General features: G+C 68.1%; 17 protein-coding genes and 2 tRNA genes. 8 read left to right on the top strand and 11 right to left on the bottom strand.

The features are described from left to right. Positions 1-253: 253 nt before the first annotated feature. The 4 genes from glyQ (at position 254) to A0W70_RS15840 (ending at position 4746) form a co-directional block, all read left to right on the top strand. Positions 254-1195 carry a glycine--tRNA ligase subunit alpha gene (gene glyQ, locus A0W70_RS15855; RefSeq protein ID WP_067564172.1) on the top strand — a complete coding sequence of 314 codons (942 nt, stop codon included), beginning with the start codon at positions 254-256 and terminating at the stop codon, positions 1193-1195. Beyond that, positions 1188-3263 (top strand): glycine--tRNA ligase subunit beta, encoded by a 2076-nt coding sequence (glyS, locus tag A0W70_RS15850; RefSeq protein ID WP_067564168.1) that lies wholly within the window; start codon positions 1188-1190, stop codon positions 3261-3263. The genes glyQ and glyS overlap by 8 nt, the downstream gene beginning before the upstream one ends. A gap of 167 nt (positions 3264-3430) precedes the next feature. Continuing rightward, positions 3431-3988 carry a D-glycero-beta-D-manno-heptose 1,7-bisphosphate 7-phosphatase gene (gene gmhB, locus A0W70_RS15845; RefSeq protein WP_067564191.1) on the top strand — a complete coding sequence of 186 codons (558 nt, stop codon included), beginning with the start codon at positions 3431-3433 and terminating at the stop codon, positions 3986-3988. A 62-nt stretch (positions 3989-4050) separates the two neighbouring features. Further along, positions 4051-4746, top strand: coding sequence for a lysophospholipid acyltransferase family protein (locus tag A0W70_RS15840; protein WP_245675909.1), 696 nt, complete (start codon positions 4051-4053; stop codon positions 4744-4746). 179 nt (positions 4747-4925) lie between these two features. Here the strand turns inward: A0W70_RS15840 and A0W70_RS15835 are convergent, their stop codons facing one another. The 9 genes from A0W70_RS15835 to thiS all read right to left on the bottom strand — a co-directional run bounded on the left by A0W70_RS15835 (position 4926) and on the right by thiS (position 13820). Continuing rightward, positions 4926-5390, bottom strand: coding sequence for a group I truncated hemoglobin (locus A0W70_RS15835; protein WP_067564187.1), 465 nt, complete (start codon positions 5388-5390; stop codon positions 4926-4928). Between the two features lie 7 nt (positions 5391-5397). Next, positions 5398-6249: a DUF3034 family protein gene (locus A0W70_RS15830; RefSeq protein ID WP_067564182.1), complete on the bottom strand. Its 852-nt coding sequence runs from the start codon at positions 6247-6249 to the stop codon at positions 5398-5400. A gap of 41 nt (positions 6250-6290) precedes the next feature. Continuing rightward, positions 6291-8642 (bottom strand): putative bifunctional diguanylate cyclase/phosphodiesterase, encoded by a 2352-nt coding sequence (locus A0W70_RS15825; RefSeq protein ID WP_067564162.1) that lies wholly within the window; start codon positions 8640-8642, stop codon positions 6291-6293. Between the two features lie 4 nt (positions 8643-8646). Then, positions 8647-9369, bottom strand: a complete 723-nt coding sequence (locus A0W70_RS15820; RefSeq protein WP_139150911.1) for a hypothetical protein — start codon at positions 9367-9369, stop codon at positions 8647-8649. Positions 9370-9461: 92 nt separating this feature from the next. Next, positions 9462-10505 (bottom strand): NADP(H)-dependent aldo-keto reductase, encoded by a 1044-nt coding sequence (locus A0W70_RS15815; protein ID WP_067564155.1) that lies wholly within the window; start codon positions 10503-10505, stop codon positions 9462-9464. Between the two features lie 80 nt (positions 10506-10585). Further along, complete coding sequence (locus A0W70_RS15810; protein WP_067564152.1) at positions 10586-11470, bottom strand: phosphoribulokinase; 885 nt, start codon at positions 11468-11470, stop codon at positions 10586-10588. 120 nt (positions 11471-11590) lie between these two features. Continuing rightward, entirely contained in the window at positions 11591-12307 is a 717-nt protein-coding gene (gene trmB, locus A0W70_RS15805) for a tRNA (guanosine(46)-N7)-methyltransferase TrmB (RefSeq protein ID WP_067564148.1), read from the bottom strand. Positions 12308-12746: 439 nt separating this feature from the next. After that, positions 12747-13562, bottom strand: coding sequence for a thiazole synthase (locus tag A0W70_RS15800; RefSeq protein WP_067564144.1), 816 nt, complete (start codon positions 13560-13562; stop codon positions 12747-12749). Between the two features lie 57 nt (positions 13563-13619). Then, entirely contained in the window at positions 13620-13820 is a 201-nt protein-coding gene (gene thiS / locus A0W70_RS15795) for a sulfur carrier protein ThiS (RefSeq protein ID WP_067564140.1), read from the bottom strand. 390 nt (positions 13821-14210) lie between these two features. Here thiS and A0W70_RS15790 point away from each other — a divergent pair. The 4 genes from A0W70_RS15790 (at position 14211) to A0W70_RS15775 (ending at position 16569) form a co-directional block, all read left to right on the top strand. Continuing rightward, positions 14211-14284, top strand: a tRNA-Gly gene (locus tag A0W70_RS15790). A gap of 35 nt (positions 14285-14319) precedes the next feature. Beyond that, on the top strand, positions 14320-15438 hold the full coding sequence (gene thiO, locus A0W70_RS15785) for a glycine oxidase ThiO (protein WP_067564135.1): 1119 nt from the start codon (positions 14320-14322) through the stop codon (positions 15436-15438). A 98-nt stretch (positions 15439-15536) separates the two neighbouring features. After that, positions 15537-15612: transfer RNA gene (locus A0W70_RS15780), tRNA-Thr, on the top strand. A gap of 54 nt (positions 15613-15666) precedes the next feature. Further along, complete coding sequence (locus tag A0W70_RS15775) at positions 15667-16569, top strand: DMT family transporter (RefSeq protein ID WP_067564131.1); 903 nt, start codon at positions 15667-15669, stop codon at positions 16567-16569. A gap of 25 nt (positions 16570-16594) precedes the next feature. Here the strand turns inward: A0W70_RS15775 and A0W70_RS15770 are convergent, their stop codons facing one another. Next, positions 16595-17776: a hypothetical protein gene (locus A0W70_RS15770; protein WP_067564128.1), complete on the bottom strand. Its 1182-nt coding sequence runs from the start codon at positions 17774-17776 to the stop codon at positions 16595-16597. Next, positions 17773-18384 (bottom strand): tetratricopeptide repeat protein, encoded by a 612-nt coding sequence (locus A0W70_RS15765; protein ID WP_067564123.1) that lies wholly within the window; start codon positions 18382-18384, stop codon positions 17773-17775. Before A0W70_RS15765 ends, A0W70_RS15770 begins: the two co-directional genes overlap by 4 nt. Between the last annotated feature and the right edge of the window lie 6 nt (positions 18385-18390).

Below are 18390 nucleotides of genomic sequence, written 5' to 3'. Positions count from 1 at the left end.
GCGCTGATGAAAAACGAGACCGACTACGTGCCGAAAACCGCTTGAGGGGGAGACATAGAATCTCCTACAGGTACTTGTTATTTCCTTCGCGTCCCTTGGCGCCCTCCGCGCCTTGGCGAGACCCCTTCGGACGCGAATCACCACCAGCACGGCATCCAAAGGTAGCCCCGCAACGTCGGCGGAAACCGACCGGCTGCATCCCGCGGGCAGCATCGCTATACTGGCGCGCTTTCATTGACCCCGGACGCCGCCCGTGGCCGAGCAGCTGTCTACCAGTACGATTACGTTTCAGGACCTCATCCTGCGCCTCCAGAACTACTGGATCGGGCAGGGTTGCGTCCTGATGCAGCCCTACGACATGGAAGTGGGCGCGGGGACGTTCCATCCCTCGACCTTCCTGCGTGCGATCGGCCCGGAGCCGTGGCGCGCCGCGCATGTGCAGGCTTCGCGGCGGCCGACCGATGGGCGCTATGGCGATAACCCCAACCGCCTGCAGCACTACTATCAGTTCCAGGTGCTGCTCAAGCCGTCGCCGCTGGATATCCAGGACGTCTATCTGGGTTCGCTCGAAGCGCTCGGCGTCGATCCGCTGGTGCATGACATCCGTTTCGTCGAGGACGACTGGGAATCGCCGACACTCGGTGCCTGGGGGCTCGGCTGGGAGGTCTGGCTGGACGGCATGGAGATCACCCAGTTCACGTACTTCCAGCAGGTCGGCGGGCTCGATGTCGACGCCGTCTCCGGCGAAATCGCGTACGGCCTCGAGCGGATCGCGATGTACCTGCAGGGCGTCGAGAACGTCTACGACCTGGTCTGGACCGAGGGCCCGCAGGGGACGGTCTATTACGGCGACGTGTTCCACCAGAACGAAGTCGAGCAGTCGATCTACAACTTCGAGCTCGCGGACACCGACGCGCTGTTCACCTGGTTCGACGCCTGCGAGGCGGAGGCGAAGCGCCTGGTCGAGCGCGACGAACCGCTGCCGCTGCCGGCCTATGAACAGACCCTGAAGGCGTCGCACACCTTCAACCTGCTCGACGCGCGCCAGGCGATCTCGGTCACCGAGCGCCAGCGCTACATCCTGCGTATCCGCGATCTGGCGCGCGGCGTCGCGCAGGCGTTCTACGCCAAGCGCGAGGCGCTCGGGTTCCCGCTGGTGCGCGCTACGGCCGAAGTGGAGGCGGGGCATGGCTGAGGCACGCGATCTGCTGGTCGAGATCGGCACCGAAGAACTCCCGTCGAGCGAGTTGAAGGCGCTGATGGATGCCTTCGGCGCCAACCTGGCGACTGCCCTGCAGGGCGCGCGGATCGGGTTCACCGGCGAGCCCGAGCCGTTCGCGACACCGCGCCGTCTCGCGGTACGGCTGAATGGCGTCGCCAGCGCCCAGACCGCCGAATCGGTGGAGCATCGGGGCCCGCCGGTGAGCGCCGCGTTCGCGGAGGACGGCACGCCGACAAAAGCCGCGGAGGGCTTCGCCGGCCGCCACGGTGTCGCCGTCGCCGACCTCGAGCGGCGCGATACCGGCAAGGCCGAGTACCTTTTCCATACCGAGCATCAGGCCGGGCAGGCCACGGTGGAGTTGCTGCCGGAGCTGGTCACCAGGGTACTTAACGAGCTGCCGGCGAAGAAGCGTATGCGCTGGGGTGTGCCGGGTGTCAGTTTCCCGCGGCCCGTGCACTGGGCCGTGCTGCTGTTCGGCGAGCAGGCGGTGGATGCCGAGCTGCTGGGCGTGCGCACGGGCCGTGCAAGCCGGGGGCACCGTTTCCACTACCCCGCCGCTATTGAGCTCGGACGTCCCGCCGACTATGAAAGCCTGCTGCTCGATCCCGGGCATCTGGTCGCCGGTTTCGCGGATCGTCAGGCGCGGATCCGCGAACAGGTGATCGCCGCGGGCCGCGAGGCGGGGGGCGAGGCCGATATCGATCCGGAGCTGCTCGAGGAAGTGGCCTCGCTGGTCGAGTGGCCAGTAGCGCTGGCCGGCCGGTTCGACCGCCGTTTCCTCGACGTGCCGGCAGAGGCCCTGGTGGCCGTGATGAAGGACCACCAGAAGTACTTCCCCGTCTACGACGGCGACGGCGCGCTGCTGCCCGCGTTCGTCACCGTGAGCAACATCGCCAGCGCCGATCCCGAGGTCGTCCGCCACGGTAACGAACGCGTGATCGAGCCGCGCTTTGCCGACGCCGAGTTCTTCTGGCAACAGGACCGGCGCCAACCGCTGGAGTCGCGCCTGGAGGGCCTGAAGGCGATGGTGTTCCAGCGCCGGCTGGGCACGCTCCACGACCGTACACAACGGATCGAATCGCTGGCGGGGCGGCTCGCCGGGCGCCTCGGTGCCGACACCGAGGCCACGGCGACCGCGGCGCGCCTGGCCAAGTGTGACCTGCTGACGGAAATGGTCGGCGAGTTCCCCGAGCTGCAGGGCCTGATGGGCGGCTATTACGCGGCCGCCGAAGGGTATGCGGAGACGGTCGCCCTCGCGATCGCGGATCAGTATCGGCCCGCGTTCGCCGGAGATGCGCTGCCGCGCACCCGCGAAGGGCAGGCGCTCGCGCTCGCGGACCGTCTCGACGTGCTGATGGGCATCTTCGCCATCGGTCGGGCGCCGACCGGTGACAAAGATCCGTTCGCGCTGCGCCGCGCTGCGCTGGGCGCACTGAGGATTATCGTCGAGGGCGGTCTGGATCTGGATCTGGAAACGGCGCTGCAGGAGGCCGCGGCCGCACACGACCCGGCGGTCGAGGCCACTGCCGGGATCGAGACCGTGTTCGATTTCATGATGGAACGTTTCCGCGTCTACTACACGGCCGCCGGCTTCGCCCCGGATCTCTTCGAGGCGGTGCGCGCCTGCCGTCCCTCGCGTCCGGTCGATTTCGACGCCCGCATCCGCGCGCTGCATGCCTTCGGCGAGCGTACCGAGGCGGCCTCGCTGACCGAGGCCAACAAACGCATCCGCAACATCCTGCGCAAGGCCGATGATGAGGTCGGGTCCGAGCCGGATCCGGGGCTGTTCGCGGACGACGCCGAGCGCGACCTGGCCGGTGCCGTCGCCGGGCTCGACAACGCGATCGGGGAACTGGTCGCAGCGCGCGACTACGCCGGTGCGCTGGCGCGGCTGGCCGCGCTGGCCGAGCCGCTGGACCGTTTCTTCGACGGCGTCATGGTCATGGCCGACGATGCCGCGCTGCGCGCCAACCGCATCGCGCTGCTCGGCCGTGCCCGCGGTCTGTTCCTGCGGATCGCGGATCTCTCACGGGTGCAGTAGGAGCTTGTCCGGGAAACCATGAGCCTACTGCGCGCGTACCACAACGGCCGCTTTGTCCGATCGCTCAACTCACATGGCGCCCACCATGCTCGTTTCGCGATCGAACAAATCGCCTCGCTGTGCCACGCGCTCGCTACGGCACAGATTTCCCGGACAAGCTCCTGACCGTGCCCGCTCCGCTGGTCATCCTCGATCGCGACGGTGTGATCAACGCCGAATCGGATGCCCATATCAAGTCGGTCGCCGAGTGGCACCCGTTGCCGGGGAGTCTCGAGGCGATCGCCCGCCTGAACCGGGCCGGCTTTCGTACCGCCCTTGCGACCAACCAGTCCGGCATCGCCCGCGGGCTCTTCAGCGAGGCCGATCTGGCCGCGATTCATGACCACATCGCGCGCGAGCTCGAGCGCCACGGTGGCCGGCTGGACCCGGTCGTGTATTCTCCCGACGGGCCCGGCAGCGACGCGTGGCGCCGCAAACCGCACCCGGGCATGCTGCTCGAGATCGCCGAGCGTCTCGGCGTGGACCTGGAAGGCGTGCCCTATGTCGGCGATTCCTGGCGCGACATCGAGGCGGCGCGTGCCGCCGGTGCGCGGCCGATCCTCGTGCGCACCGGCAATGGCGATGCGACCCTGGTCGCCGGACATGACCTGGCGGACGTCGCGGTTTATGACGACCTGGCCGCGTTCGCCGATGCTTGGCTGGCCGCCGGGGATGCGCCGGCGTGAACCGCCCGCGTCCGCCCCTCTCCGTTTACCTTCGGTCGACGGTCTTCTGGTGCGCGTTCTTCGTGAGCACTACGTTCTTCGGCCTGCTGATCGCGGTCGTAGGCTGGCTGATTCCCTCGCGCTGGAGCTACGGTCTCGCGCGGATCTGGTGCATGATCAACATCTACACCCTGCGCCTCGTCTGCGGTCTGCGCTGGCGTGTCGAGGGTCGTGCCAATATCCCCACCCGGCCGCATATCTATTTCGCGAAACATCAGTCGACCTGGGAAACGATGGCATTGGCGATGCTTCTGCAGCCCCAGGTGCACGTGATCAAGCGCGAACTGTTACGGATTCCGTTCTTCGGCTGGGGCTACAGCGCCATGCGCCCGATCGCGATCGACCGGGCTGCAGGGCGGGCGGCGGTGGAGCAGATGGTCGCGCAGGGCCGCGAGCGGCTGACCGCCGGCTGGTCCATCATGATCTTCCCCGAGGGCACGCGCGTGCCGCCCGGGCGCACCGAGCGCTACCGCATGGGTGGGGCGATCCTCGCGACGGAAACGGGCGTACCGGTGTTGCCGATCGCGCATAACGCAGGCGAGTTCTGGCCGCGGCACAGCTTCGTGAAATGGCCCGGGACCATCACGGTGGTGATCGGCGAGTCCATCACCCCGGAGGGCAAGACCCCGGACGAGATCAATGCGGAAGCCCGGGAGTGGCTCGAAGCGACCATGAACCGGATCGGCGGCGTCGGCCCGTGCGCGGCGCAAGTGGAGTGAATGAAGCTGGCAGGTTGACGAGTAGGCCGGCCTTTCCCGGCGCCCGTTGTGTTTCAGTCATCCGCCGCCATCGGCCGCCGGGGAATGCCGGCGTTGCGCGGTGATACGCCCCGGGCCGGTATATGCTGTCGTGGAGCGCGCAAGGCCGGCCTACGTTTGCGGGTCGGGGGTTGCGCTGCTCAGTCTTCCGGACCGTCCCGCTCGATGATGTCTTCGCGCATGGGGGCGAGGCGTGCGAGCAGACGGTTCTGTGCCGATTCGGGCACCCGCAGGTCGATCATGGCCGTGCGCAGGTCTTCGACGAAGGCGTTGAACTCGGCCGCGTCGATGCCGAGTCCCTCGTGCGAGCGTTTCATCGAATCGCCGCTGTAGTTGCAGGGGCCACCGCTGATGTCGCAGATCTGCTCCACGATTTTCGTGCGCAGGCGGCCGATGTCCGAGTCCGCGAAGATGTCCACAATGCGCGCGTCATCGGCGACATTCTGCAGTGTTTCGTCGACGATCGCGCGGATACCGGATCGCTCACCGAGCGCCTCATAGAGTTCCGCGTCTTGTGCGGGTTTGGGGCCGGCGCAGGCGGTGAGGAGCACGAGCGCGAGGCCGGCCAGGTTCCTCGGGCAGGCTCTTGGGCTGTGTCTTGGCATCATCACCTCAGAATGCGGCCTCCACCGAGAGGTAGAGCCCGCGTTGATCGTCGAGCGTCGCGATCGAGCCAAGATCGGTCCAGGCGGCGGACAGCGACAGGTTTTTGCTCGGGAACCAGGCGACGAAGACATCGCTCCAGTCGCTCTCGTCCGCGAACGCGAGGTTATCGGGTTTCTGCCGGTATTCCACGCCGATCGCGGTCCGGCGGTCCAGGAAGATGGCGGCGCTCGCCTCGGCCACGAGTTCGCGCCCGTCGTTGTCCGGACCGCCGAAGCCCAGCAGGCCGAGTTCGTTGGCACGGGTCGAGCGGATCGTGCCGTTCAGATAGACGTTGCGGCCGGCCAGGCCCGCAAGCAGGAGCCGGCCCACGGAGAGATAGACATCCGTCCCCGAATCATCGCGGGCCCCGACCGCGGACGGGATGTCGAAATCGCGATTGCGCTTGTGCTGGATCCCGAGGGCGACCTGCGGCCAGCGGCCGTACACCGTGTCCCCGAGCAGTCGCAGCTTGGCACCGAAGATGTCCTGGCCGATGCGCGCGTCCGGTGCGATCAGCGCGGGGAAGGCCGCCGAGAGGGATCCGGTGTCCAAATCCTGCCGGGCGAACGAGACCTCGACACGATTGTTCCAGACAAAGCCGGCACCAACGGCATCGAGCCGATAGTCGCCCGTGTCCACGCTGGAGAAGAACGCGGTCGCACCGTTCTCGCCCTCGGTGCCGTAGCCGCCGAGCATGGCCCAGGGCACGATACCGCCCCCGGCGGCGCCCTCGATCTGCGTGGCTCCGCCGGTGCCGATCAGTTTGCCGCCGGCGGTCGCGGCAGCGGGCAGCGCCGCGAGGCCGATCGCCGCCGTCATGAACGCGAGCACTCGTCGACGAAGCCTTCGGTACCCGTGGTTCACTCTTTGCCTCTCTTGCTGTCCCAGGTGCGCACCCAGGCCATGAAATCATCCGCGGGGAGGGGGCGGCTGAACAGGTACCCCTGGGCCAGATCACATTGCGACCGGGTCAGCCACGCATGAGAGTACGCGGTCTCGACGCCCTCGGCGACGACCGACAGGCCCATATTGTGGCCGAGGTCGATCGCCGACTGCACGATCGCCTCGACGCTCGCATCGTTACTGTTTTCCTTCAGATCAAAAATGAAGGACTTGTCGATCTTGAGCTCGTCCACCGGCAGGCGGCGCAGCTGCGCCAGCGATGACTGGCCCGTGCCGAAGTCGTCGACCGACAGACGGACACCGGTCCCCTTGAGCCCCTGGAGCACCCGGAGCGCGAACGCCGTGTCCTGCATGACCGCGCTCTCGGTGACCTCCAGCGCCAGGCGTTCGGGCGGGACGCCGTGGTGCGCGAGCGTGGTGGCGACGAAATCCGGCAGGCTGTCGTCGATCAGGTCGAGCGCCGAGATATTCACGGATACGTGAAGGTCCATGCCCTCGGCACGCCAGCGGCCGGCCTGGCGCACGACTTCGCCGAGGACCCAGCGGGTCAGGGTCCGGATAAAGCCGGCATTCTCGGCGAGCGGCACGAACTCCTGCGGCGATACTCTGCCAAGGCGCGGGTGATTCCAGCGGAGCAGCGCCTCCACGTGACTCATGCCGCCATCGCGCAGGTCGATCTGCGGCTGGTACTCGAGGGTCAGCTGGTCGCTGTCGATCGCATCACGCAGATCCGCGATCAGGGTCAACTGATACTGGTGGCGCTCGTCCCAGCCGTTTTCATACAGCACGGCGCGCGCATTACGCTCCTTGGCGGCGTACATCGCGATGTCGGCACGCCGCAACAGGGTTTCGACGGTATCGCCGTGCTCGGGATAGACCGAAACCCCCATGCTCTGATCGATCCGCAGCGTGGTCGGCCCCAGATCGAGCGGGTTGTCCCAGGCATGCTCGATCCGCGCGGCGAGCGCCATCGCGTCGTCGGTGTCCTCGCACCCCGCGACCGCGCCGAATTCATCGCCCCCCAGTCGGGCGACCGTGTCGCTTGCGCGCAGGGCCGTGCGCAGAGACTGGCCGACGGTATTCAGTACCGCGTCGCCGATCTCGTGGCCGAGGCTGTCATTGATCTCTTTGAACCGATTCAGGTCGATGACAACCACGGCGACGCAATGCCCCTCGCGCCGGGCCCGCTCCAGCTCCAGCTGCAGCCGGTCACGCATAAGGGCACGGTTGGGCAGGCCGGTCAGTTCATCGTGGTAGGCCTGGTGGACGATCCGGTCCTCGCGCTCGCGGACTGCTTCCTGCATCCGGTTGAACGCCGTTGCGAGCGCGCCGAACTCATCGCGCTGCCCGATCGCTACCGGATGGGCATAGTCGCCCGCCGCGATCCGTTGTGCGGCATCGACCAGTTGGCGTACCGGCCGGCTGACGGTCCGTGCCAGCCAGACCGCACCGATCACGGTGATGATGAGCGCGAGCCCGGCGAGCATGAGCAACTGCCGCTTGAGCGGCTCGTACTGCGCCAGCGCGGCGGCCAGTGGCGTCTGCAGGGTCGCCACCAGCTGACCGCTGTCGGTGGCGGCGAGGCGGCGGGTGGTGACCAGCTGGCGGCCGGCCTCGGTATCCACCGTGCGCACGTCCTCGCCCTCGGTCGGCATGCCCGGGTTCACCGCCTGCGCGGTATCTTCGAGGCTGGTCGCGAGCACGCTCGCGCGGGCATCGTTGACGCGCTCGAAGCTGACCTCGGCACGCGTCAATCGGGCCAGCTCGCCCGCGAGCGCATCGTCGACGGCGAAGCCGAGGACGGCCCACGCGACGGGTACCGGCGCCCGTACAGGCACGATGACGAGCTGCCAGGCGCGCTCGCCAATGAGGCCGAAGCCGACCGCCTCGTTCGTCTCGATCGCGCGGTCGAGCAGCGCTTCCATCGCGAACGTGTCGCCCCGATCAAGATCGGAGCGCGTGCCGGCACGTACGCTGCCGTCAGGATCGAGTACCGCGGCCATGTCGGCGTCGATGCGTGCCGCATGGTTGCCGAGTGCCGATCGGATGGTCGGGTGATCGCCGGTCGCCACGGCGCGCTTGAAGCCGAAGTCGTCCGTAAGCACCCGCACCGACTGGAGCAGCTGGCGCTCGCGCAGTTCCAGCAGGCGCGCGACCACGCGGGAGCCGACCGCCAGTTCCTCTTCCACCTGGCGGGCCACATTGCGGTCGGTCGCCTCGACGACCGCAACGACGGCTGCAAGCTGGACGCTCGCGACGAGCGCCGTGAAGAAAAGCGCCAGCTTGCGTTGGAAACGATTGCGGATCACGCGGTTACCTGTCGAACGCCTCTTCCAGCGATTCCTCATCCCGGTCGCCGAAACCACGCTGGCCCCGATCACGCGGAGGTGAAACCTCGATCTCAAAGCTCAGGGTCGCCGTTCCCGACTCATCGATGGTGGCATCACGGGCCTGTGGAGAGGCCCCGTCGACCAGGCGGGGATGCCAGACCGAGACCTCGTATTCACCGGGCGGCAGGCTCTTGATACGGGCGTCGCCGTCGGCGCCCGTTCGTGCGAATGCGGGCGTGTCCAGCACGTAGATATATCCGAGCATCCAGTCATGGATATTGCAGCCCAGGGTGACGACACCGGGCTGCCCGAATGTGACCGGGCGGGCGGTCTCGCCGTGATAGAGCTGGAGTTCGAACGTCTGCGCGTCCGAGAACGAGTAGACGTGATGCCGGGTGTCGTCGCTGTTGGGGAAACGGACCGAAGTGCCGGCCAGTACGGGCAGCACGTGCGGTGCGAATTCACGGCCGCGTTGATCCATCACCGCTTCGGGGTTCCCCGGACGCGGCAGGGATTCGCCATCGGTGCGTGTCGCATGAACGACGGCGTTGGCGACCGGGCCGTCGCTCGAAAGGACCCGTGCTTCGATGGTTGCCCCCATCCCGGTGGCTGGGTCGGCGCTGGCCGAAATCAGAAGCGCCAGCATGCATTGGCCTGCACGCCGCGGGGATGGTATCCCGCAGACACTCTGCCGATCGGCCATCATGGGGTCTCCAGGGGAACGTCGCCCCATGGTTCGAAGCGAAGATCGTGCCAGTCGCGGTTCGCCGGGGTCGTTGGCGGACCGACCGGAACCGGTCACGGTGCGGGATTCGGATGCCGCGCGTGGATGGCCTCGATCGCCTCCAGGGTTTCGTCGTCCAGACGGACATCGGCGCTGCCGATGTTTTCCTCGAGTTGCTCCGTCGTGGTGGCACCGATGATGTTGGCGGTCACGAACGGGCGACTGTTGACGAACGCCAGTGCGAGTTGCGCCGGGGAAAGCCCGCGCTCGCGGGCCAGTGCCACATACGCCTCGGTCGCGGCGACCGCGTGGTCCTTCGTGTAACGCGCGAACTGCGGGAACTCGGTCAAGCGCGCGCCCTGCGGGCGGGCGCCGTCGGCATACTTGCCACTGAGCACACCGAAGCCGAGCGGTGAATAGGCGAGCAGCCCGGTCTGTTCGCGGTGGGCGAATTCCGCGAGACCGACCTCGAAGGCCCGGTTCAGCAGGTTGTAGGGGTTCTGGATCGAAACGACGCGCGGGAAGCCGTCGCGCTCGGCCAGACGCAGGTACTGCATCGTGCCCCATGGTGTCTCGTTGGAGATCCCGATCTGCCGGATTCGGCCCTCTTCTACCAGCCGCGCGAGCGTATTGAGGTTCTCCTCGATCGTGTCGATCGCGGCCGTCGTATCGCCGTCCGGTTCATAGCCGAGCCGGCCGAAGTAGTTCGCGGGCCGCGCGGGCCAGTGGATCTGGTAGAGATCGATGTAATCGGTCTGCAGCCGCTGCAGGCTCGCGTCGACCGCCTCGCGGATGTGGCGCGCGTTCAGCTGGGGTCCGCCCCGGAGCCAGTCCATGTTGGTCGACGGCCCCGCGACCTTGGTGGCCACGACCAGCCGGTCGCGGTCGGTGCGCCGCGCGAGCCAGGAGCCGATGTACTGCTCGGTCAGGCCCTGCGTCTCGGCCCGCGGCGGTACCGGGTACATCTCCGCGGCGTCGATGAAGTTCACGCCCCGCTCCGTGGCGAGGTCGAGCTGGGCGTGGGCCTCGGCCTCCGTGTTCTGCTGGCCCCAGGTCATGGTGCCGAGACAGATTTCGCTGACCCGCAGGTCGGTGGTGCCGAGTGGGCGGTACTGCATGTTCTGGCTCCGGAGGGTCGGGTTGTGTCGTTACGAATCGTGGTCGTCGTGGTCAGCGACTGTGCCGCCGGCCAGCGTCTTCATTCACGGATGCGCTCACCCCGGCTCAGGCGTTCGATGAACGGGGTGAGGATCAGTTCCATCGCGAACCCCAGTTTCCCGCCCGGGATCACGAGCGTGTTCGGACGCGCCATGAAGGCCCCCTCGATCATCGCCAGCAGGTAGGGGAAGTCCATGTGCGAGCGGGTCGCGTCGCCGAAGCGGATCACCACCAGGCTCTCATCGGCCGAAGGCACTTCGCGCGCGACGAAGGGATTGGATGTATCCACGAGTGGCACGCGCTGGAAATTGATGTCGGTGCGCGAGAACTGCGGCGTGATGTATTCGACGTAGTCGTCCATGCGCCGTTTGATCGTCTCGACCGTATCCTCCGGCGTGTATCCGCGCGCGGCGGCATCGCGGTGGATCTTCTGGATCCACTCCAGGTTCACGATCGGCGTCACCCCCACCAGGAAATCCACGTGCTGCGCGACGTCGTAGTCGGCCGTGACCACGCCGCCGTGCAGGCCCTCGTAGAACAGGACATCGGTGCCATCCGGCAACGGCTCCCAGGGCGTGAACTCGCCCTCGGCCACGCTGCCGCCGTATTCCGCGACCTCTTCGGCATTGTGCAGATAGAGCCGGCGCCAGCCCTGGCCGGTTTCCGCGTATTCGCGGAACAGGGCCTCGAGCTGATCGAACAGATTGCCCTCGGGACCGAAGTGACTGATCGTGCGGCCCTGATCCTGCGCCGACTGGATCTCGGCAGCCATCTGCGCACGCGTGTAGCGGTGGAAGCTGTCACCCTGGATATAGACGGGCGTGATGCCCTGGCGCCGGAATATGGCCTCGAAGGCATTGCGCACGGTCGAGGTCCCGGCGCCGGATGAGCCGGTTACGGCAACGATCGGGTGTTCCAGCGACATCGTCTCCTCCCGAAGGACCGTGGGGCGCCGTCACCGAATGGCGGCGCGCCTGTCGAAGCACGCATGATACCGCGTCGCGGCCCTTTGGCGATGCGGGGGTCCGTCGGGCCGTGCGCGAACTCAGTTGGCGTCTGCGAAGGGTTCGGTCGCCCGCCGATACAGCAGGTCACGCACGGGGTGGCCCTTGCGCTCGCCACGCGCCTCGAAGTGCGTCGCCGGACGGTACGCGGGGCGCTGGTGCTCGTCGGCCCCCGTGTGTTCGAACGCCGGGTGGCCGCCGACGACCGCGCGCATGTGGTCCGCGTAATCGGGCCAGTCCGTCGCCAGGTGCAATTGGCCCCCGGGGCGCAGCACCCGCGCCAGCGCATCGAGGAACGCTGGCTGGATCAGGCGGCGCTTGTGATGCCGCTTCTTGGGCCACGGATCGGGAAAGAACACGAGCACGCGGTCGAGCGCGGCATCCGGAATGCGCTCGCGCACGACCTCGGCGGCATCGGCGCGCAGCACGCGCACATTGGTCAAACCGTCCTCCGCCAGGGCGTTCATCAGCCGACCAACGCCCGGGCGATGGACCTCGATCCCGAGAAAATCGACCTCCGGATGCTGACCGGCCATGTGCCGCAGGGCCTCGCCATTGCCGAACCCGATCTCCAGCCACACCGGCGCCTGGCGCCCGAACAGCGCCGGCGGATCGATCGGCTGCTCCGCATCCACGCCGTAACGCGGCCAGAGCTCCTCGAGCGCCCGCCGCTGCCCATCGGTCAGACGCCCCTCACGCAGCACGAAACTGCGAATCGGCCGCATGCGCTCACTGCTCGAATCAGACTGCTCGGTCACGAGGACTCCGGGTTGGACTTACGGCTATGAAAGAACTGCGAACCACGGATGGACACAGATGAACACGGAGTGGCGTGTCGGGTTCGCGTGTGGTTGGGGAGCTTCGCTGATGCCGCTGCGTCACTGGTACCTGGTCGAGAAGAACCACGAATGAACACGAATAAACACGAATGGGCCATCGTGGAGCGGAAATGTCGCTGGAGCTTCGCTGAGCGACGGTTCTCGCCGCAATGCGGTCAGTCAGCCAACAGCCTCACAGCGCAGCTCCCATGAGGGTTACTTGCCCTCAATCCACCATTCGTGTGCATTCGTGTTCATTCGTGGTTCAAAACGTGGCCCAGTCCTTCGACACCCCGTCAGCGAAGCTCCCCGGAGCCATATGAGCCCCGAAGCCAATCCGTGTCCATCTGTGTTTATCTGTGGTTCCCCGCCAGTGGTTCTAAAAGAAAGTCCCCTCCTCGGGCGATGAGGCCGAGGCGTAGCGGCGGCGGGGCATGCGGCCGGCCTGGAAGGCGGCGCGGCCCGCGCGGACGCCGAGGTTCATGGCCTCGGCCATGCGAACGGGGTCTTTGGCGTGCGCGATCGCGGTGTTCAACAGGACGCCGTCGCAGCCGAGTTCCATGGCGATGGTGACGTCGCTGGCGGTGCCGACACCGGCATCGACGAGCACCGGGACGTGGGCGTTGTCGATGATCTCCAGCAGATTGTAGCGGTTCTGGATACCGAGGCCGGAGCCGATGGGGGCCGCCAGTGGCATGATCGCCTGGGCGCCCGCGTCTTCCATCCTGCGGGCCATCACCGGATCGTCGCTGGTGTACACCATCACCTCGAAGCCATCGGCGACGAGCTGTTCCAGGGCGCTCAGGGTCGCCGGGACATCCGGATACAGCGTGCGCTCGTCGCCCAGCACCTCCAGCTTGACCAGTGTGTGACCGCCGAGCAGTTCGCGCGCCAGACGGCAGGTCCGCACGGCATCTTCCGCCGTGTAGCAGCCCGCCGTGTTGGGCAGGAGCGTGAACCGATCCGGCGGCAGATGATCGAGCAGGTTGGGCTCGTCCGGGTTCTGGCCGAGGTTCGTGCGACGGATGGCGAGGGTGACCAGTTCGGCGCCGCTGGCGTCGATGGCCGCGCGCGCCTGCTCGAAATCCGCATACTTGCCCGTGCCCACGAGCAGACGCGAATGGAACCGGCGCTCGCCGACGATCAGCGGATCGTCCTGTCGGGCCGTCGTGCTGGCCGCTGTCGCGGTGGTCATGATCGCTCCCGCGGCGCGCTCGGGCGCCCCTGGATAAATGGATGAAAAGCGTAATTCTCAGCCGCCGCCGATGGCGCGGACGATCTCGACGCGGTCGCCTTCGGCGAGTTTCGTCGCTGCGTACTCGCTGCGCGGGACGATCTCGCGGTTGCGCTCCAGCGCGATACGCTGATCCGCCAGGCCCACGCGCTCGACCAGTTCGGCGACCGTGACCGCCTCGGGCAGTTCGTATTCCTCACCGTTCACACTGACAAGCATTGCGATCGTCCCCGCCGCCGTTCCGGCGCGACATTCTACACCGGCGCCCGCCCCAACGGATGTTTCGGTTCGGGGCCGATGCTAGTGGGCCATGCGGGCGGTTCGGTTATTCTCTGCGGCGCTGTGCGTGCCTGTCGCAAGGCGCGAGGAGCGAGTGTAGCGCGTCCTACACGAGTAACGAGCAACGCCGCGACAGGTGCGCACAGCGCCGCCCTACGGGAGCGGACATGGCGGTCCATCACGGCGTTGCGCCTCACTCACGTAAGAGGCGCTACGCTCGATCGGCGCGCCTTGTGCTGAACCGCCATGTCCGCTCAGAGAGTAACCGAACTGCCCGCATGGCCCACTAGTTGCGTGGTGGCATACCCACCACTACTATGTGACCGCGATGCGGCCGTAGTTCAACGGTAGAACCCAACCCTCCCAAGGTTGTGATGCCGGTTCGATTCCGGTCGGCCGCTCCACTTTTCCCTTACCCCCTGTTTCACGGGCGATTCCGATGCCGCATGCCCTCATCGCCGGCGGCGGGCTGATCGGCCTGCTTACCGCCCGCGAACTGCGGGCGCGCGGATTCGATGTCACCGTGGTCGAGCGCGGCGCCTGCGGGCGCGAGGCCTCCTGGGCCGGCGGCGGCATCCTGTCGCCGCTGCATCCGTGGCGGTTCCCGGACGCGGTCAATGCCCTGGCCGGGCACTCCCAGGCCCTATGGCCCGGGCTCGCCGAGACCCTGCGCGAGCGCACCGGCATCGATCCCGAGTATCGCACCGGCGGGATGATCGTCATCGATGACGATGACCCGGCCGAGGTGGGTGCCTGGGTCGAGCGTCAGGGCGTGGCGGCGACCCCGCTGGATCGCGGGCAGGTGACCGCGATGGTACCCGGCCTGCAGCCCCCGGCCGGGCATTCGTGGCTGCTGCCGGACATCGCGAGCATCCGTAATCCGCGCCTGCTGCGCGCGTTGATCGCACTCGCAGTGGGCGAGGGGGTGACCCTCCGCGAGCGCACTCCGGTCACCGGAGTCGCGCACGCCGGCGGCCGCGCGGTCGGCCTGGATACGACGGTCGGTCGCATCGAAGCCGACGCGGTGGTGATCTGCGCGGGGGCCTGGAGTAAAAGCCTGCTGAGCGGCCTCGATGCCGAGCCGCCCGGCATCCGTCCGGTGCGCGGGCAGATGCTCGCGTTCGCGGCGTCCCCCGGACTGCTGGAGCGGATCGTGCTGACGGAGGGGTATTACCTGATCCCCCGCGCCGATGGCACGGTCCTCGCCGGGAGCACGGTCGAGGACGCCGGTTTCGATTCGACCGCGACCCACAGCGGCCGCGCCGAATTGTTCGACGCGGCCGCGCGACTGTTGCCGCCGCTTGCCGAGGCCCCCGTGCGGGCGCACTGGGCGGGGCTGCGGCCCGGGTCCGACGACGGGATTCCGACCATCGCGCCCCATCCGGCGCTGGCCGGCCTGTGGATCAACGCCGGCCACTTCCGCAATGGCATCGTGACGGCGCCCGCTTCGGCCGCGCTCACGGCGGACCTGGTCGCCGGCCGGACGCCCGCGCTCGACCCGACCCCCTACCTCTGGCCGCCGGCCGCCGGGGTGCGGGCGACGCCGGGCTCCGGCTGATTCGATCGCCATGGGGCGGTACACTGCAGGTACTGGCCCACACCCCCTGTACAGCGGGCCAACGGGCGGCTATCCTTCGCGGCCCCGAGTTTGACCGTGCCGGTGTAGCTCAGTCGGTAGAGCAATCGATTCGTAATCGATAGGTCGGAGGTTCGATTCCTCTCGCCGGCACCATTTCCTTGCCCCGCCGTGTCTACGGGGCACCGTCCGCTGTGGATTCTGGCGCCCATGAACGAGCCCCATTCGCTCGGGCCGCGCACGGCCACAATCCTGATCGTCGCGGCGGGCGCCCTCTGGGGGCTCTACTGGTTACCCTTGCGGCGCCTCGACGCGCTGGCGACCGCCGGTCCATGGGCGACCGTCGCGGTGCTGGTGGTGGCTTTGCTGGTCCTCGCGCCCGCTGCGTGGCGGGGCCGTGTACGCCTCGCGGACGCCTCCCCTCGGGCCCTGTTGAGCGTGGCGGCCGGTGGTGCCGCCTTCGTGCTGTACTCGAACGGTCTGCTCTACGGCCAGGTGGCCGTTGTCATCCTGCTGTTCTACCTGACGCCGATCTGGAGCACGCTGATCGCGCGTTTCTGGCTGGGCCACGCCATATCATGGTGGCGCTATGCTGCACTGGTCGCCGGTTTCCTCGGTATCGGCCTCGTGTTGCGGGGTGGCCATGGGGGCCTGCCGCTTCCCCATGAACCGGGCGACTGGCTCGGACTCGCTTCCGGCCTGCTCTGGTCGATCGCGTCGACCGGCATCCATGGCCACTCGCGTACCCGCCCCGCCGAGACGAACTTCGTGTTCTGCCTGGGCGGCCTGGTGGCCGCCCTCGCGTTGGCCCCGCTACTGGCCGGCACCGTGCCGCCCGGGGTTACGGCGACCCAGCTGCTGCCGGCGCTCGCCTGGACGCTGGTGATCGGTATCGGCTGGTGGGCGCTGTCATTGACCGCGTTCGTCGCGGCGACCCAGGTGGTCGAGCCGGCCCGGGTCGGCATCCTGCTCATGAGCGAGGTCATCGTGGGGACGATCTCCGCGGCCCTGCTCGCCGCCGAGCCGTTCGGCCCGCTGGTTGCGGTCGGCACGCTGCTGGTGATCAGCGCGGGCATCCTCGAGAGCATGCCGGAGCGGCGGCGGACCGGCTGAATCCCACGAAAAAATTCGCGGGGAATCAGCGATTCTCGAGGGCGGGCGCGGGATCGCGATCGAAGGGCATGCGCAGTCCCGCGGCCAGCCGCAGCCACAGCCGCCAGAGCAGGAACAGGACCGCGAGAGGCGCGATCAGCGTCTCGATCACGAACACCGCGACAAGATCGATCAGCGCGTTGAACAGCGAGTCGAGCCAGCCCTGATCGACCGCCTGCAGCGACTGGGCCTGATCCTTGAGCGTGCCCATCCGCTCGCCGAGGGAACTGTTACCGGCTGACGGACCGGTGACTTCACCGGGGGCACGGTCGAGATCGACGTCGAGGCCGACCTGGCCGGCGGCGCGCTCGACGGTCGCGGTGGCGGCCTGTTGGCGCTCCTCCAGGACATGGCCGGCGATGGCGGCCACCCCGAGCCCGGTGAGTGGCAGCAGCAGCCGCAGGAGGACCGCGGTACCGAGCATCAGGCCGGCAGCGGACGCGAAGGATCGCGCGAGTTGCCGCCGCGGCCCGGCGATCAGGGCCACCACCGCCAGCGCCGCCGCAGCCGATGCGAACAGCGGCAGGGCGACGTCGCCCCCGAGTTCGAGCATCACCTTCTGCAGGGTCAACGAGGCGAGCGCGGCGAGGACCACCGTCGAGAAGCGGTCGAGCAGATCGCGCAGCGGCTCGAAAATCTGACCGGGTCGCCCTTCGACGAAGCCGATCCCGATGGAGATGTCCCCGGCGACGGCCAGCAGCCGTTCCAGTGCCCGCGCGCCGACATACGTCCCGCCCGCCTGCAGCAGGGCCCGGTCGACGTATTCCGCCGCCGGCTCGTCGAGCGGCGTCAGCAGGGGGTCGAACAGGCGCTGGTCGGCGGTTCCGGACACCGTTGTCGCGATGATGGCCGTCAGTGCCACCGCGAGCCCGATGCGACGCGCGTGGGGCGAGCGCGAACCGGTGCGCGGCGCGGCTGCAGCCACGCTGCACGGCAGCAGCAGGGGCAGGCAGTACTGTGGCCAGGGCCGTCCCGGGCTGTCGTCACCCAGGGCGCGGATGATCAATGCACCGCCGAGCGCCAGGCCGGCCGCGATGACCCATGGCGCCCAGACGGCCGCCGGCGAGAGAATCCACGCCACGAGGTAGGCGGCGTCGGCGGCGAGTGCGCCTGCGCGCAGCACCCGGAACCAGCCGCGGCGGCGGGCCCCGGTGGCCGGCCCGGTCACTTCTGCTCCGCCTGCCAGTCCTGCAGGCGCTGCCTGGCCGCGCTGAACTGGGCCTCGGTCATCCGATCGGCCGCGCGCCCGCGGACGTCGTTGGCGTTGTCCCGGAAGGCGTTGGCGCCGAAGTTGTCGGACGCGACCGTGAGCCAGAACCACGCGGATTCCAGATCGCGCTCGAGGCCGGCGCCGCCGTGGAAGTGGATCATGCCGAGGGCATATTGCGCGTAGACGTTCTCGTTGCGCGCGGCCTTCTCGTACCAGCGCACGGCCTCGGCCGCATCTTTCGCCACCCCCTGACCCTTGGCGTACATGTGGCCGAGATTGAACCAGGCCGATTCGCTGCCGTGCTCGGCGGCGCGGTGGTACCAGTGCAGGGCGCGTTCATGGTCCTGCTCGACGCCGCGCCCTTCCTCATACAGGGCCCCGAGGCGGAACGCGGCCTCGGCATGATCCAGCGCCGCCGCCTGGCGCCACCGCTCCGCCGCCTCGGGGAGGTTGCCGCCATTGGCGGCCTCGACGCCGGCGGCGAACAGATCCTCCGCCTCGCCGCCGAGGGCGAGGGGGGACGCAAAAAGGGCCAGAAGGAGCGGCAGCGCGCGTAGTGGACTCATGATGCC

Source organism: Halofilum ochraceum (genome assembly GCF_001614315.2).
Taxonomy (GTDB): Bacteria; Pseudomonadota; Gammaproteobacteria; order XJ16; family Halofilaceae; genus Halofilum; species Halofilum ochraceum.
This window is presented reverse-complemented; position numbering and strand designations above follow the sequence as displayed.

Bases quoted from the DNA above. Each gene is read 5' to 3' on its own strand.
- glyS (WP_067564168.1), top strand. From the start codon at position 1,188: ATGGCTGAGGCACGCGATCTGCTGGTCGAGATCGGCACCGAAGAACTC.
- A0W70_RS15835 (WP_067564187.1), bottom strand. From the start codon at position 5,390: ATGCCAAGACACAGCCCAAGAGCCTGCCCGAGGAACCTGGCCGGCCTC.
- A0W70_RS15830 (WP_067564182.1), bottom strand. From the start codon at position 6,249: ATGACGGCGGCGATCGGCCTCGCGGCGCTGCCCGCTGCCGCGACCGCC.
- A0W70_RS15820 (WP_139150911.1), bottom strand. From the start codon at position 9,369: ATGATGGCCGATCGGCAGAGTGTCTGCGGGATACCATCCCCGCGGCGT.
- A0W70_RS15815 (WP_067564155.1), bottom strand. From the start codon at position 10,505: ATGCAGTACCGCCCACTCGGCACCACCGACCTGCGGGTCAGCGAAATC.
- A0W70_RS15810 (WP_067564152.1), bottom strand. From the start codon at position 11,470: ATGTCGCTGGAACACCCGATCGTTGCCGTAACCGGCTCATCCGGCGCC.
- A0W70_RS15800 (WP_067564144.1), bottom strand. From the start codon at position 13,562: ATGACCACCGCGACAGCGGCCAGCACGACGGCCCGACAGGACGATCCG.
- thiS (WP_067564140.1), bottom strand. From the start codon at position 13,820: ATGCTTGTCAGTGTGAACGGTGAGGAATACGAACTGCCCGAGGCGGTC.
- thiO (WP_067564135.1), top strand. From the start codon at position 14,320: ATGCCGCATGCCCTCATCGCCGGCGGCGGGCTGATCGGCCTGCTTACC.
- A0W70_RS15775 (WP_067564131.1), top strand. From the start codon at position 15,667: ATGAACGAGCCCCATTCGCTCGGGCCGCGCACGGCCACAATCCTGATC.
- A0W70_RS15765 (WP_067564123.1), bottom strand. From the start codon at position 18,384: ATGAGTCCACTACGCGCGCTGCCGCTCCTTCTGGCCCTTTTTGCGTCC.